14 protein-coding genes and 3 pseudogenes are annotated in these 15,064 nt (G+C 54.9%); 12 read left to right on the top strand and 5 right to left on the bottom strand.

Features of this window, described 5'->3' with window-relative positions; translation table 11 throughout:
• Positions 1 to 7: 7 nt before the first annotated feature.
• The 6 genes and pseudogenes from CDA56_RS31705 to cobB form a co-directional block, all read left to right on the top strand.
• Positions 8 to 73: pseudogene (locus CDA56_RS31705) on the top strand (hypothetical protein); the annotation flags it as partial.
• A 200-nt stretch (positions 74 to 273) separates the two neighbouring features.
• Positions 274 to 1,473: a lipoprotein-releasing ABC transporter permease subunit LolC gene (gene lolC, locus CDA56_RS21320; protein WP_004849945.1), complete on the top strand. Its 1,200-nt coding sequence runs from the start codon at positions 274 to 276 to the stop codon at positions 1,471 to 1,473.
• Entirely contained in the window at positions 1,466 to 2,167 is a 702-nt protein-coding gene (gene lolD, locus CDA56_RS21315; RefSeq protein ID WP_014228855.1) for a lipoprotein-releasing ABC transporter ATP-binding protein LolD, read from the top strand. The genes lolC and lolD overlap by 8 nt, the downstream gene beginning before the upstream one ends.
• Positions 2,167 to 3,411: a lipoprotein-releasing ABC transporter permease subunit LolE gene (gene lolE / locus CDA56_RS21310; protein WP_014228856.1), complete on the top strand. Its 1,245-nt coding sequence runs from the start codon at positions 2,167 to 2,169 to the stop codon at positions 3,409 to 3,411. Before lolD ends, lolE begins: the two co-directional genes overlap by 1 nt.
• Before the next feature lie 48 nt (positions 3,412 to 3,459).
• Positions 3,460 to 4,370: pseudogene (nagK, locus tag CDA56_RS21305) on the top strand (N-acetylglucosamine kinase).
• Between the two features lie 14 nt (positions 4,371 to 4,384).
• Positions 4,385 to 5,209 (top strand): Sir2 family NAD+-dependent deacetylase, encoded by an 825-nt coding sequence (cobB, locus tag CDA56_RS21300; protein WP_047724090.1) that lies wholly within the window; start codon positions 4,385 to 4,387, stop codon positions 5,207 to 5,209.
• Positions 5,210 to 5,213: 4 nt separating this feature from the next.
• On the opposite strand, the gene CDA56_RS21295 is transcribed toward cobB, so the two are convergent.
• The gene (locus CDA56_RS21295; protein WP_025106922.1) at positions 5,214 to 6,272 is read right to left on the bottom strand and encodes a LacI family DNA-binding transcriptional regulator; all 1,059 of its coding nucleotides are present in this window, start codon (positions 6,270 to 6,272) and stop codon (positions 5,214 to 5,216) included.
• A gap of 231 nt (positions 6,273 to 6,503) precedes the next feature.
• On the opposite strand from CDA56_RS21295, the gene CDA56_RS21290 reads away from it, so the two are divergent.
• The 5 genes and pseudogenes from CDA56_RS21290 to CDA56_RS21270 all read left to right on the top strand — a co-directional run bounded on the left by CDA56_RS21290 (position 6,504) and on the right by CDA56_RS21270 (position 9,491).
• The gene (locus tag CDA56_RS21290; RefSeq protein ID WP_064405290.1) at positions 6,504 to 6,944 is read left to right on the top strand and encodes a PTS sugar transporter subunit IIA; all 441 of its coding nucleotides are present in this window, start codon (positions 6,504 to 6,506) and stop codon (positions 6,942 to 6,944) included.
• A gap of 11 nt (positions 6,945 to 6,955) precedes the next feature.
• Complete coding sequence (locus CDA56_RS21285) at positions 6,956 to 7,222, top strand: PTS sugar transporter subunit IIB (RefSeq protein WP_025106924.1); 267 nt, start codon at positions 6,956 to 6,958, stop codon at positions 7,220 to 7,222.
• A gap of 31 nt (positions 7,223 to 7,253) precedes the next feature.
• Positions 7,254 to 8,516: a PTS ascorbate transporter subunit IIC gene (locus CDA56_RS21280; RefSeq protein ID WP_047724088.1), complete on the top strand. Its 1,263-nt coding sequence runs from the start codon at positions 7,254 to 7,256 to the stop codon at positions 8,514 to 8,516.
• A 301-nt stretch (positions 8,517 to 8,817) separates the two neighbouring features.
• Positions 8,818 to 8,997: pseudogene (locus CDA56_RS21275) on the top strand (hypothetical protein); the annotation flags it as partial.
• Positions 8,998 to 9,209: 212 nt separating this feature from the next.
• On the top strand, positions 9,210 to 9,491 hold the full coding sequence (locus CDA56_RS21270; protein ID WP_004131449.1) for a hypothetical protein: 282 nt from the start codon (positions 9,210 to 9,212) through the stop codon (positions 9,489 to 9,491).
• A 56-nt stretch (positions 9,492 to 9,547) separates the two neighbouring features.
• Here CDA56_RS21270 and potD read toward each other — a convergent pair whose 3' ends face one another.
• From potD to potA, 4 genes are read right to left on the bottom strand one after another with little or no spacing between them, the layout of a single operon-like run.
• On the bottom strand, positions 9,548 to 10,594 hold the full coding sequence (potD, locus tag CDA56_RS21265; protein ID WP_004849958.1) for a spermidine/putrescine ABC transporter substrate-binding protein PotD: 1,047 nt from the start codon (positions 10,592 to 10,594) through the stop codon (positions 9,548 to 9,550).
• On the bottom strand, positions 10,591 to 11,376 hold the full coding sequence (potC, locus tag CDA56_RS21260) for a spermidine/putrescine ABC transporter permease PotC (protein WP_004849960.1): 786 nt from the start codon (positions 11,374 to 11,376) through the stop codon (positions 10,591 to 10,593). The genes potD and potC overlap by 4 nt, the downstream gene beginning before the upstream one ends.
• Positions 11,373 to 12,230 carry a spermidine/putrescine ABC transporter permease PotB gene (gene potB / locus CDA56_RS21255; RefSeq protein WP_004849963.1) on the bottom strand — a complete coding sequence of 286 codons (858 nt, stop codon included), beginning with the start codon at positions 12,228 to 12,230 and terminating at the stop codon, positions 11,373 to 11,375. The genes potC and potB overlap by 4 nt, the downstream gene beginning before the upstream one ends.
• Entirely contained in the window at positions 12,214 to 13,350 is a 1,137-nt protein-coding gene (gene potA / locus CDA56_RS21250) for a spermidine/putrescine ABC transporter ATP-binding protein PotA (RefSeq protein WP_014228869.1), read from the bottom strand. Before potA ends, potB begins: the two co-directional genes overlap by 17 nt.
• A gap of 257 nt (positions 13,351 to 13,607) precedes the next feature.
• On the opposite strand from potA, the gene pepT reads away from it, so the two are divergent.
• Entirely contained in the window at positions 13,608 to 14,837 is a 1,230-nt protein-coding gene (gene pepT, locus CDA56_RS21245; protein ID WP_014228870.1) for a peptidase T, read from the top strand.
• Positions 14,838 to 15,064 lie beyond the last annotated feature (227 nt).

Below are 15,064 nucleotides of genomic sequence, written 5' to 3'. Positions count from 1 at the left end.
TGCCGATATGGAGGGCAACTCGCTGATATTCAATAGTGAGATTATCCGCGATCGACCCGGATTCGCCAACCCGTATCGCAAACATCCTGTCGTGGCCAAAAATGTAACGAACTCCGATAAGCGTAAAGTTAAATAATGACTTACCTGTCTATCTTGTTGTTTATATTGATATTTTGCTGTTTTTGTCAATAAAATCTACAGGTATCAGTCATTTACGCTGCCCATAATCGCTTATATACTCGGGCATCGGCTATCAGCAATCAGATGGATTACATGTATCAACCTGCCGCACTCTTTATCGGCCTTCGCTATATGCGTGGGCGCGCAGCCGACCGCTTCGGTCGTTTCGTCTCCTGGCTTTCGACCATCGGCATTACGCTTGGCGTGATGGCGCTGGTGACAGTTCTTTCGGTGATGAACGGCTTTGAACGCGAGCTGCAAAACAACATCCTGGGGCTGATGCCGCAGGCCATTCTTAGCGCCAAGCAGGGGTCTGTAAACCCGCAACAGCTGCCGGAAAGCGCGGCCAGATTACAGGGGGTCACCCGCGTGGCGCCGCTGACCACCGGCGATGTGGTGCTGCAAAGCGCCCGCAGCGTGGCGGTCGGCGTGATGCTCGGCATCGACCCGGCGCAAAAAGATCCCCTGACGCCCTACCTGGTTAACGTCAAGCAGAGCGATCTGCAGGCCGGCAAGTATAACGTCATCCTGGGTGAACAGCTGGCAGGACAGCTGGGCGTCAATCGCGGCGATCAAATCCGCGTGATGGTGCCTTCCGCCAGCCAGTTTACCCCGATGGGGCGGCTTCCCAGCCAGCGCCTGTTTAACGTAATCGGTACCTTTGCCGCCAGCAGTGAAGTCGATGGTTATCAAATGTTGACCAACATCGACGACGCCTCGCGCCTGATGCGCTACCCGCAGGGAAATATTACCGGCTGGCGGCTGTGGCTGAATCAGCCTTTACAGGTGGATACCCTCAGCCAGCAGACGCTGCCGGAAGGGACCAAATGGCAGGACTGGCGCGAGCGTAAAGGCGAACTGTTCCAGGCCGTGCGGATGGAAAAAAATATGATGGGCCTGCTGCTGAGCCTGATCGTCGCCGTCGCCGCCTTTAACATCATTACCTCTCTGGGAATGATGGTGATGGAAAAACAGGGCGAAGTGGCGATTCTCCAGACCCTTGGCCTGACGCCGCGGCAGATCATGCTGGTCTTTATGGTTCAGGGGGCCAGCGCCGGGATCGTCGGCGCGCTGCTTGGCGCCGGGCTGGGCGCGCTGCTGGCCAGCCAGCTGAATAATTTGATGCCGATTATCGGCGCGTTCCTCGACGGCGCCGCGCTGCCGGTGGCCATTGAGCCGCTGCAGGTCATTGTGATTGCCCTGGTGGCAATGGTGCTGGCATTACTCTCTACGTTGTATCCTTCATGGCGCGCTGCCGCCACTCAACCCGCTGAGGCTTTACGTTATGAATAAGATCCTGCTGCAATGCGACAACCTGTGCAAACGCTATCAGGAAGGCACCGTGCAAACCGACGTGTTGCATGATGTCAGCTTCAGCATTGAGGAGGGCGAGATGATGGCGATTGTCGGTACCTCCGGTTCCGGCAAAAGTACGCTGCTGCATCTGCTTGGCGGGCTGGATACGCCGACCTCCGGCGACGTTATCTTTTCCGGCCAGCCGATGAGCCAGCTCTCCGCCGCCGCCCGCGCCGATCTGCGCAACCGCGAACTGGGCTTTATCTATCAGTTTCACCACCTCTTACCGGATTTCACCGCGCTGGAAAACGTGGCGATGCCGCTGCTGATTGGTAAGCAGAAGGCGGCGGATATCGAGCGGCAGGCGAAAGCGATGCTGCGCGCCGTCGGGCTTGAGCACCGCAGCGACCACCGTCCGTCGGAGCTCTCCGGCGGCGAGCGTCAGCGCGTTGCGATTGCCCGCGCGCTGGTCAATAAACCGCGCCTGGTGCTGGCGGACGAGCCCACCGGTAACCTTGACGCCCGCAACGCCGACAGCATTTTTCAGCTGCTTGGCGAGCTGAACGTGGCGCAGCGTACCGCCTTCCTGGTGGTGACCCACGACCTGCAGCTGGCAAAACGCATGAGCCGCCAGCTGGAGATGCGCGACGGGCGCCTGACAGCCGAACTCTCCCTGATGGGGGCTGAGTAATGGCTTCTCCGTTATCGTTATTGATTGCCCTGCGCTTCAGCCGTGGACGGCGGCGCGGTGGGATGGTGTCGCTGATTTCGGTTATTTCGACGATCGGTATCGCGCTGGGCGTGGCGGTGTTGATCGTTGGCCTGAGCGCGATGAACGGCTTTGAACGCGAGCTCAACAACCGCATTCTGGCGGTGGTCCCGCACGGTGAGATTGAACCGGTGAACCAGCCGTGGAACAACTGGAACGAGGCGCTGGCGAAGGTTGAGAAGGTCAAAGGCATCGTTGCCGCGGCGCCATATATTAACTTCACCGGGCTGGTGGAGAGCGGCAGTAATATGCGCGCCATCCAGGTGAAAGGCGTTGACCCGCAGCAGGAGAGCCGTCTCAGTTCGCTGCCCAACTTTGTGCAGAACAATGCGTGGGCCAGCTTTAAAGCCGGCGAACAGCAGGTGATCCTTGGTAAAGGCGTCGCCGATGCCCTGCACGTTAAGCAGGGGGACTGGGTGTCAATTATGATCCCTAACTCCGATGCCGAGCATCAGCTGCTGCAGCCAAAGCGCGTCAGGCTTCACGTCGCCGGTATTTTGCAGCTCAGCGGTCAGCTCGATCATAGTTTTGCCATGATTCCCATGCAGGATGCGCAGCAGTACCTTGATATGGGCAGCAGCGTGACGGGGATCGCCATCAAAGTGACCGACGTGTTTCATGCCAACACCCTGGTACGCGATGCGGGCCAGGTGACCAATAGCTACGTTTATATCAAGAGCTGGATAGGCACCTACGGCTATATGTACCGGGACATTCAGATGATCCGCGCCATTATGTACCTGGCGATGGTGCTGGTGATTGGCGTGGCCTGCTTTAACATCGTCTCGACCCTGGTGATGGCGGTGAAAGATAAAAGCGGCGATATTGCGGTGCTGCGCACGCTTGGCGCAAAAGACGGGCTGATCCGCGCGATTTTCGTATGGTATGGTTTACTTGCCGGTTCGGTAGGGAGCCTGATTGGGGTGGCGATTGGCGTTATCTGCGCCTTTAAGCTGACCGCAATCATTAACGGTATTGAGAACCTGATCGGGCATAAATTCCTCTCCGGCGACATCTATTTTATTGACTTCCTGCCGTCTGAACTGCACTGGCTGGACGTCGTTTACGTGCTGGTGACGGCACTGTTGCTGAGTTTGCTGGCCAGCTGGTATCCCGCCCGCCGCGCCAGCCGCATTGACCCGGCGAGGGTGCTGAGTGGCCAGTAATTTATCGTCATGGTCGGCTTTGCTGACCAGTAAAGAGGAATTGCTGAAATGTACTATGGATTTGACATTGGCGGCAGCAAGATAGCGCTGGGCGTATTTGATAAAGCGCGGCGGCTGCAGTGGGAAAAACGCGTCGCCACGCCGAAAGAGAGCTACGAAGCATTTTTGCAGGCGGTAGAGGAGCTGGTTGAAGAAGCCGACCAGCGCTTCGGCTGCCAGGGCTCGGTGGGCATCGGTATTCCGGGCATGCCGGAGACGGAAGACGGCACGCTCTACGCCGCCAACGTGCCCGCCGCCAGCGGCAGGCGGCTGCGGGCCGATCTGAGCGAACGTCTGGGCCGCGATGTGCGGCTTGATAACGACGCCAACTGTTTTGCCCTCTCCGAAGCGTGGGATGACGAGTTCACCCAATATCCGCTGGTGATGGGGATGATCCTCGGCACCGGGGTTGGCGGGGGCTGGTGCTCAACGGAAAATCGATTACCGGGCATCGCTATATTACCGGCGAATTCGGCCATATCCGCCTGCCAGTGGATGCGCTGGAGGTGGTGGGACGCGATTTTCCGCTTACGCGCTGCGGCTGCGGCCAGCTGGGCTGCATTGAAAATTACCTTTCCGGACGCGGCTTCGCCTGGCTGTATGAACATTTTTACCAACACGCTTTAACCTCGCCCGAGATCGTCGCGCTATGGCAGCAGGGCGACGCGAAGGCGCGCGAGCACGTCGAGCGCTATCTCGATTTACTGGCGGTATGCCTGGGCAATATTTTAACGATTGTCGACCCGGATCTGCTGGTGCTTGGCGGTGGATTGTCTAACTTTACAGCAATAACCGAAGGGCTGGCGCAGCGCCTGCCGCGACATCTGCTTCCCGTTGCCAGCGTGCCGCGCATTGAGCGCGCGCGCCATGGCGATGCCGGAGGCATGCGCGGTGCGGCCTTCCTTCATCTGACTCAATAACGACAGAGGTAGCTATGCAGTCGCGCCGCTTACATCGATTAAGCCGATTTCGCCGCAATAAGCGTCGGTTACGAGACCGTCTGCGTCAGCGGATTTTCTTCGGCGAAGATAAGGAGACCCCTGAAACGATGGAAAAACCAAGAGTCGTGGTGCTAACCGGCGCGGGTATTTCGGCAGAGTCGGGAATTAAAACCTTCCGCGCCGCCGATGGCCTGTGGGAAGAGCATAGGGTGGAAGACGTGGCGACGCCGGAAGGCTTCGCCCGCGATCCGGCGCTGGTGCAGGCGTTTTACAATGACCGCCGCCGCCAGCTGCAAGGACCGGACATCGTGCCCAACGCGGCACATCAGGCGCTGGCGCGGCTGGAAGAGGCGCTGGGCGATCGTTTTCTGCTGGTCACCCAGAATATCGATAATCTGCACGAGCGCGCGGGCAATCGCCGGGTGATTCATATGCACGGCGAGCTGCTGAAGGTGCGCTGCTCGTGGAGCGGCCAGGTGCTGGCGTGGACCGGCGATGTGACGACGGAGGACAAATGCCACTGCTGCCAGTTCCCCGCGCCGCTGCGCCCGCACGTGGTGTGGTTCGGCGAGATGCCGCTGGATATGGATGAGATCTACCTTGCGCTGGCCGAGTGCGATATCTTTATCGCCATCGGCACTTCCGGGCACGTTTATCCGGCGGCAGGCTTTGTTCACGAAGCGCGGCTGCAGGGCGCCCATACGGTAGAACTCAACCTCGAGCCAAGTCAGGTGGGCAGCGAATTTGCCGAAAAACACTATGGCCTGGCAAGCGAAGTGGTGCCGGAGTTTATAGGCAAGCTACTGAAAGCGTTTTAACGTTTTAGCGCAGCGGCTTTCTGCTGCTGGCGCGGACCTTCAGGCTGGAGGGGAGCTCAATGGCGCTCTCCAGCGTATTTCCAGCCAGTAAATCCAGCAGCGTTTTACCAGCAACGGTTCCCGCCTCGCTCCATGGAAACTCTACCGCAGTTAACGCCGGCGAGCAGACCGCGGCAAGCGTACCGCCGCTTAGGCTGGCCAACGCCAGGGTATCCGGAACCTTAATTCCCGCGTTATGACAGGCCATAATACAGCCGCAGGCCAGCTCGTCCGAGGTACAGATCAGCGCATCCAGCTCTGGCCAGGTGATGCGAATATCATTCAGCAGATTGAAACCGGTGGTGATCCCTGAAGGTAAATGCGGCGTCACTACCCGGTGCGGAGAGTGGTTGATTGAGAGCATTGCACTATTCCAGCCGCTTAATACCTGCCTGAACATGATGTTGTTTGACGCCGTGCAGAGTAAACCAAGGTTTTTATAGCCCGCCTGTGCCAGCGATGAGACCAGTTTTTTTAGCGCGGCGGAGTAGTCTACCCCAATGCTAATACCGGCCGTTTCGTGGTTAATCGCGCCGATTTCTACCATCGGTATACCGGCATTCATCAGCATCTGCGAACAGCTGTCAACGTTATCGATGTTGAACTGAACGATTGCCGCCGGATTATAGGCCAGCATCTGCCGAAAAGCCTTCTCTTCACTTTGCCCGCCCTGACCAGATTCGATAAACATCATGGTATAGCCCTGCGGCGCGAGGACGGTTTGTAGCGTTTCCGAGGCGGCGATAAAACCGGGCGATGAAAAAGAGGGGACAACGCCCATAACCAGCGTTGAGTCTGCTGAAGCCAGGCTTCGGGCCTGCAAATTGGGCACATAGCCGAGTTCGCTGACCGCGGCTTCGATGCGCGTGCGTAGTTCTGGGTTGACCTTTTCAGGCATACGTAATGCGCGGGATACGGTCATAGTACTGACGCCCACCAGCTTTGCGACTTCTGCCAGCGTGATTTTGCCGGTGTTCTTTCTGCGTTTTTCTTTTGCGCCGTCATCCGTTTGTAACGTCTGCACTGATTTCCTCCTGTTTACCCAATCGCACCGGTCTATTGTAAATGATGGCGAGCGACCAGGGCACTACTAATGCTCATGCGTAAAGCTCACCAGGAGTATGGTTAATAAAGTTAGCGGTAACAAGTATTTTAACATTTTATCGTGTTAGCGCTAACTTTGCGATACAGATCACGGTAAGTCCGGAAAGTATTCCACTATAGTAGGCCCACATTGAAATAGAGCGGGGGATTTATGATTTCCACCTGGTTAACAGAAAAGAAGATTCAAATCGTTGATAGCGTCAGCGACTGGAAACAGGCGATTACTATTTCTGCGCAGCCGTTGCTAGCCGATGAATCAATTAATGAGAACTATGTTGAAGCTATTTTTCGTAGCCATGAAGAATTAGGCCCGTATTATATTTTAGCCCCCGGTCTGGCAATGCCTCACGCACGCCCGGAGCAGGGAGCTAAAAAAAATGGGTTATCCTTATTGCACATAAAGGAAGGCGTTTCTTTTGATGCTGATGAAAATGATCCCATCTTTGTCGTGATTATGCTATGCGCGGTTTCTGGCGATGAACATATCCGAATGATTACCGCGCTGGCGGAAATTTTCTGCGACGAAGCGCGTCTTGATGGCCTGCTTAAGGCATCGACGAAAGAAAAAATAAACAATATTATCAATGGTTAATGAGGTTTGTGATGAAGAAGATTTTGATTGTATGCGGTAATGGCTTAGGCAGCAGCTTCATTGTTGAAATGAACGTCAAAAAAATCATTACTGAGTTAGGTAAAGAGGCGGAAGTCTCGCATACCGATCTCACTTCGGCAAAAAGCGAATCTGCAGATATTATTTTAAGCGCTAAAGATATCGCTGAGCACCTGACCGGGCACAGCGCTCAGGTTTTTGGTTTAAATAACCTGCTGGATAATAATAAAATTAAAGAAATTCTTGTGGCTAACCTTTAATTAATTCCTTGTGGCCCTACGGAGTCATTCTATGCTGCAGTTTATTATTCATGATGTGCTTGGCACACCAGCAATACTGGTCGGCCTTTTTTCTTTAATTGGTTTGCTATTACAGAAAAAGGCTATCTCTGATGTTATTTCCGGGACCCTGAAAACGATTATGGGTTTCGTCATATTAACATCAGGGGCGGCGATTATTGCCACGACGTTAACAACATTTAGCCAGCTGTTTGAACATTCATTCCATATTCAGGGCGTGGTGCCCAACACCGATGCGATGGCCGCGCTGGCGCAAAAAAACTACGGTACGGCGACCGCGATGATCATGGTGCTGGGGATGCTGTTTAACATCGTTCTGGCGCGCATTACTCCGCTGAAATATATCTTTTTGACCGGTCACCATACGCTGTATATGTCGGCAATGCTGGCAGTGATCCTGTCCGTTGGCGGCCTGACGCCTTTCTGGGTTGTTGCTCTCGGCGCGGCGATCCTCGGCGCGATGATGGTGGTTTCCCCGGCAATCCTGCAGCCCTTTACCCGTAAAATTACCGGCACTGACGATCTGGCTCTGGGACACTTTGGTTCCACCGGCTACCTGCTGTCGGCGCTGGTCGGTAAAGCGATAGGTAAAGGCAGCCCGTCGATTGAAGAATTGAAGGTACCGAAATCGCTGAACTTTCTGCGTGATTCATCGGTGGCCATCTCGCTGACTATGATGATTCTGTTCCTGATTCTGGTAGTGGTGGCGGGGAAAACCTTTGTTGAAACCAGCATTAGCGGCGGTCAGAACTTCATTATCTTCGCCATTATTCAGTCGCTAACCTTTGCCGCCGGGGTATGGATCATTCTTGCCGGCGTACGCATGGTGATTGCCGAAATCGTCCCGGCCTTTAAAGGTATTGCTGATAAGCTGGTCAAAGACGCTAAGCCGGCGCTTGATTGCCCAACGGTATTCCCGTTCGCGCCGAATGCGGTCATCGTCGGCTTCTTGTCGAGTTTTGCCGCTGGTCTGGTGAGCATGTTCCTGTGTCCACTGTTTGGCCTCAGCGTGATTGTTCCCGGCCTGGTTCCGCACTTCTTCTGCGGCGCAACCGCGGGCGTATACGGCAATATCTGCGGCGGCCGCCGTGGCGCCATTGTTGGCGCATTTGCACAAGGCTTACTGATTTCTTTCTTACCCGCCATTCTGCTGCCGCTGATGGGCGACCTGGGCTTTGCATCCACCACTTTCGGTGATGCGGACTTTGGCGTGGTTGGCATCGTGCTCGGACACGTTGTGGCCTGGTTTAATTAATTGATTTTTTTGGCGGAGGGATACGGCTGCTCAGTTTTCATCCTCGTTGATGTGCATCTGATGGTTAACCACCCGGAAGAGATTATTCCGCTGCGCGTGGTACTGAGCCCGGCTACGCCTGGGATAATAGGATGACTCTCTTCGAGGGTGAGGTTAACGCATAAAATTTACAGCGTCCTCAATCGGCACGTCAATACGGGTTTAGCAGAGGTCTATTTAACCGGTCCGGCTTTCTGTTTTCCCGCATTGCCGCAGTTGCGTTGGGGACGCTGTAACCTTTCTGTCTGCCAGGAGCAGTATGATGTTCGCAAGATGTGAACTTGCTAACGCTATTCGTACGCTGAGCATGAACGCAGTACAGAAAGCTAAAACCGTTCACCCGGGTGCCCCGATGGGTATGGCTGACATTGCCGAAGTCCTGTGGCGTGCTTTCCTGAATCGTAATCCGCAGAACCTGTCCTGGAGCGACCGCGATCGTTGGCATGACCAGCTTCGGTGAGTCTGCGCCGGCGGATCCGCTGTTTGAAGAGTTTGGCTTCACCGTGCATGACACCGTTGCCAAAGCGGCAGCGCTGGTATTAATTTGGCCGTTAATATATTTCACATATATGTAACGCTGTGATTAACAAAACAGTATCAGACAGACATTTGTGGCATGTTTCTTCACTCGGACAACAGAGAAGGAATAACTCCATGGCCACTGAATATGTTGACTACCTGATCCTCGGCGACGAGCATCACGGCGAAATCCACAGGGATATTAAAAGCCACTCTCTCCGGGTCCGTTCGAAATACGCCGCCTGTTCCGTCCGGGGAGACGCCTCTGCCGAGCAGCCAAAAATGGTGAACTACAACGTCCATGAATATCCGGCGCAGGATGGGCGATTTTATCTGGTGGCGACCAACTATCCCCTGGCCGATTTTGACGTTGAAGACGCGCTGGTTAAATCAAGAATTCATCCGTTGAGAAGCTAGAAACGCACTTCCCGAAGCGGTCGGGTAAGCACCATGCTACCCGACCTGTGAGGTGATTAACGACCCGCCTTCAGCTTCTGATAATACTCTTCATAAAGCGTACTGGCGCTGCCGACATCGTTCTGCCATTCGCCTTTCTGAATCGTTGCGGCGTCCGGGTAGAGCGATTTATCGTTGGCGACTTCCGGGCTTAGCATCTTCCGCGCGGCAAGGTTTGGCGTCGGGTAGCCGATGGTTTCCGCGACCTGTTTAGCCACTTCCGGGCGCAGCAGGAAGTTGATCAGCTTCAGCGCGCCATCGACGTTTTTGGCGTTTGCCGGAATCGACAGGCTATCCATCCAGAAGATGCCGCCTTCTTTCGGCCATACGACTTCCAGCGGCGTACCGGCCTGACGCGCAACCCACGCGGAGCCATTCCACACCATGCCGAGGTTGACCTCGCCTTCCATATACGGGTTCGCCGGGTTATCGGAGTTGAACGCCGCGACGTTCGGCATCAGTTTTTTCAGCTCGTTATAGGCCGCTTCAATCTCTTTCGGATCGGTGGTATTACCGGAGTAGCCCAGTTTACGCAGCGCGACCTGGAACACTTCGCGCGCGTCGTCGGTCAGCAGCAGGCTGCTCTTATACTCGGGTTTCCACAGATCCGCCCAGCTGGTGACGGTCTTCGGATCGATCTCTTCGCTATTCACCCCAATGGCCGTCGCGCCCCAGATGTACGGAATGGAGTAGTCGTTGTTGGGGTCGAACGGCTTGTTGAGCATTTCAGGGTCAAGATTGCTGAAGTTGCTCAGTTTGCTTTTGTCGATCTTCTGCAGCATGCCCTCTTTACGCATTTTGTCGACGAAGTAGGTGGAAGGCACGACCAGATCGTAGGCGCCGTCTTTATAGGTTTTGAGCTTGGCGTACATGGTTTCGTTCGACTCGTAGGTCGAATAGATCACCTTGATGCCGGTCTCTTTGGTGAACTGTTCCAGCAGCCCCGGCGGGACATACTCGGTCCAGTTGTAGAAATAGAGCGTTTTGCTATCGTCCGCGTGCGCGGCGCTCATACCGACTGCCAGAGCGCCCGCAGCGAGCAGGTGGCGTGACCATTTTTTCATTTTAACGTCCCCTGAGTTTTATCACGTGCAATTATCTGGCTGGCAATAACCATCACCAGCGACAGAACCAACAGAATGGTCGCCAGCGCATTAACCTCCGGCGATACCCCAACTTTAACCATCGAATAGATCTTCAGCGGCAGGATCTCATAACCCGGCCCGGTGACGAATGAAGAGACCACCACATCATCCATCGACAGGGTAAAGCTCAGCAGCCACCCTGCGGCCACCGCGGGCAGCGCCAGCGGCAAAATGATCTTTCGCAGAATGGTCAGTTCGCTGGCGCCGAGATCTTTCGCTGCTTCCAGCATCCGCACGTCAAAACCTTTCAGGCGCGAAAATACCGTGACCACCACGAAGGGCAGGCAAAAGGTGATGTGGGAAAACAGCAGCGACCAGAATCCCAGCTGAATACCGATCAGCATAAACAGCACCAGCAGCGAAATCGCCATCACGATATCCGGCGACATCATCACCACAAACAGCATCCCGCTGACGAACGGCTTGCCGCGAAAGCGATAGCGGTACAGCGCCACGGCGGTCAGCGAGCCGATAAGCGTAGCGAAGGTCGCCGAGAGCACCGCCATGGTCAGCGAGTGCTGCGCCGCCTGCAGCAGGCTGTCGTTGTTCATCAGCAGGCTATACCAGTTGGTGGTAAAACCCTGCCAGTTAATGCCAAAGCGTGAACTGTTAAACGAGTTAACGATCAGAATAATAATGGGAATATAGAGATACGCGTAAATAGCGGTCATAAAGCCGCCGCGCAGCAGTCGACCGATCATTCCAGCTCCACCTTTTTATTCAGTAAACGCGCCGCGCGCCAGTAAATCAGCAGCATCAGACCCATCACCAGCGTAAGCGTGATGCTGGTCGCCGCGCCAAACGGCCAGTCGCGGATGTTGAGGAACTGGCTCTTAATCACGTTACCAATCAGCAGGTTCTTCGCGCCGCCCATCAGGTCGGAAACGTAGAACAGCCCCATGGCCGGAAGCATCACTAGCAGGCAGCCGGCGATAATCCCCGGCATGGTCAGCGGAATGATGATACGGATAAAGGTTTGTAGCTTACCGGCGCCAAGGTCTTTTGCCGCTTCCAGCAGCGGGCGGTCGAGCTTCTCGATGCTCGAGTAGAGCGGCATCACCATAAACGGCAGCAGAATATAGACCAGGCCGATAATCACCGCCGAAGGGGTGTACATGATGCGCAGCGGCGTATCGATGATACCCAGCCACAGCAAAAATTCATTAAGGTAGCCCTTGGTGCTGAGGAAAATCTTCAGGCCGTAGATACGAATCAGCGAATTGGTCCAGAACGGCACGATCAGCAGAAACAGCATCAGCGGGCGCACCTTCTCCGGTAGCCTGGCCAGGAACCAGGCGAAAGGGTAGCCGAGCGCCAGGCAGGCCAGCGTCGCCAGCAGCGCCATATTTAACGAATGCAGCAGCACGTCGTAGTAGAGCGGGTCGAGCAGGCGCGCGTAGTTGTCCAGCGTAAAGACCAGCTTGACGAAGTTGGTATCGTCGCGGGTCAGAAAGCTGGTGGCGATGATCATCAGGTTGGGCAGAAAGACAAACAGCACAAGCCAGCCCACGATGGTGGCGATCGCCACATTCTGGAATTTACTGGTGTTCTTCATCGGCCAGCACAACCTCCCAGCTTTCTACCCAGTTAATGGCCATTTTCTGGTCGAGAGAGTGGTCAAAATCAGGATCGTCTTCATTAAAGAATTCGCTGACCATCACCATTTTACCGTTTTCCAGTTCAACCACCGATTCCAGCGTCATGCCTTTATAGTTGCGTTCGCGGATATAGCCTATCAGGCCATCGGCGTCATTACTGTCGTGGATCTCGTCCACGCGCAGGTCTTCCGGGCGCAGCAGAACGTTAAGCCGCTGGCCTTTTTCAACGGCGAAGTTGACGTAGATATTGCACTCGCGGCCTTCGACGCTGGCGCGCACCCGCCGATCGTCAATCCGTTCAATGACCGTAGCGCTGAAAATGTTGATTTCGCCGATAAAGCTGGCGACGAACAGGTTTTTCGGTTCTTCGTAGATTTCGCGCGGCGTACCGTCCTGCTCGATTTTACCCTCGCGCATTACCACGATACGGTCGGACATGGTCAGCGCTTCTTCCTGATCGTGGGTCACGAAGACGAAGGTGATGCCGAGCTTACGCTGCAGCGCCTTCAATTCGTTCTGCATCTGCTTGCGCAGTTTATAATCAAGGGCGGAGAGGGATTCATCAAGCAGCAGCAGGCGCGGTTTGTTCACCACCGCGCGGGCAATCGCCACGCGCTGCTGCTGGCCGCCGGACAGCTGATGCGGTTTACGTTGAGCAAACGCTTCAAGCTGCACCATGCGCAGGGCATCGTGCACGCGGGGAGCGATGTCCGCCGTCGGGGTTTTCTGCATACGCAGGCCGAAGGCGACGTTTTCAAACACCGTCATGTGCGGAAACAGCGCATAGCTTTGAAAGACGGTGTTCACGTGGCGGTTTTCCGCCGGGATATGGGTGATATCGTGATCTTCGAGATGGATTTGGCCGCTATCGACGCTTTCCAGTCCGGCGATAAGACGAAGAACGGTTGTTTTACCGCAGCCAGAGGGGCCAAGCAGGGTGAGAAACTCACCGTTGTTGATGGTCAGATTGAGGTCGGAGATAACCGTTTTACCATCAAAGCTTTTGCGAATTCCCGCCAGCTGAACCAGCGGAGAACGCGAACGCGGTTGTGTATTCAATTTTCGACTCTGTCCCATGTAGACGCAGCGGAAAGCTTACCGATGCGGGGTTTGTGGTTAACCACCTTTGGTTTTGCACATAAAATAATAAGGCCGAGCATTCTACGGCAAACGATTGTAATCGCCAATGATTGATGCGCCATGATGAACTACCTTTACAACATTATCGTGTGAAATGTATTAAATTCTCATTTGCCGGGCTAAAAATGACCTGACGCAATATTTGGTTTTTCCGGCTTATCAATAATGTTGTCACAAAAGAAGAGGGTGGCTACATGGATAAATTGCTTGAGCGTTTTTTGCAGTACGTTTCTTTAGACACGCAGTCGAAACCGGGCGTGCGTCAGGTACCGAGCACGGAAGGTCAGTGGAAGCTGCTACGTCTGCTTCAGGCGCAGCTGCAAGAAATGGGACTGGTGAATGTGACGCTGAGTGAGAAAGGGACGATCATGGGCACCCTGCCAGCTAACGTTGAGGGTGATATTCCGGCCATTGGCTTTATTTCTCATGTCGATACGTCGCCTGACTTCAGCGGCAAGAACGTGAATCCGCAGATCGTAGAAAACTATCGCGGCGGCGATATCGCGCTTGGTATTGGCGATGAGGTCCTCTCGCCGGTGATGTTCCCGATACTGCACCAGCTGCTCGGGCAGACGCTGATCACCACCGATGGTAAAACGCTCCTCGGCGCCGATGATAAAGCCGGTATCGCAGAGATCATGACCGCGCTGGCGACGCTAAAGGCGAAGAATATTCCTCACGGCGATATTCGCGTGGCCTTTACCCCGGATGAAGAGGTGGGCAAAGGGGCGAAGCATTTCGATGTTGCCGCGTTTGACGCCTGCTGGGCCTATACCGTCGACGGTGGCGGCGTAGGTGAGCTGGAGTTCGAGAACTTTAACGCCGCGTCGGTGACGATTAAGATCGTTGGCAACAATGTTCATCCCGGTACGGCGAAAGGGGTGATGGTCAACGCGCTGTCGCTGGCGGCGCGCATTCATGCCGAAGTCCCAGCGGATGAAGCGCCGGAAACCACCGAAGGCTATGAGGGCTTCTACCATCTGGCCAGCATCAAAGGCACGGTCGATCGGGCCGATATGCACTACATCATCCGCGATTTTGACCGCAAGCAGTTTGAGGCCCGCAAGCGCAAAATGATGGAGATCGCCAAAAAGGTCGGCAAGGGGCTGCATCCGGATTGCTATATTGAGCTGGTCATCGAAGACAGCTATTACAATATGCATGAAAAGGTGATGGCGCACCCGCACGTGGTGGAGATTGCCCGTCAGGCGATGGTGGATTGCCAGATCGATCCGCAGATGAAGCCGATTCGCGGCGGTACCGACGGCGCGCAGCTCTCCTTCATGGGGCTGCCGTGTCCGAATCTGTTTACCGGCGGCTATAACTACCACGGCAAGCATGAGTTTGTGACGCTTGAAGGCATGGAGAAGGCGGTGCAGGTGATTGTACGTATTGCGGAGCTGACGGCGAAACGAGGCGCATGAAGGCTATAAGCTACGGGCCCGGTGAGGCGTCAGCCGTCACCGGGTCATGGCTCGACTCACTCGCGGTATTATATCCGCTACTACGGCTCTACCTGGAAAATAGAAATTATCCAACGTTAAGAGATTTAATCTTCACAGCTAATTTTGTACCGTTGAACGTGTCCCCCTATCCTGAAGGGGGGCACATTATGCGTTGGGGAATGACGTTGAATGCAATATATTATTAT

Origin of the sequence: Klebsiella michiganensis, assembly GCF_002925905.1 — a bacterium.
GTDB lineage: Bacteria > Pseudomonadota > Gammaproteobacteria > Enterobacterales > Enterobacteriaceae > Klebsiella > Klebsiella michiganensis.
This window is presented reverse-complemented; position numbering and strand designations above follow the sequence as displayed.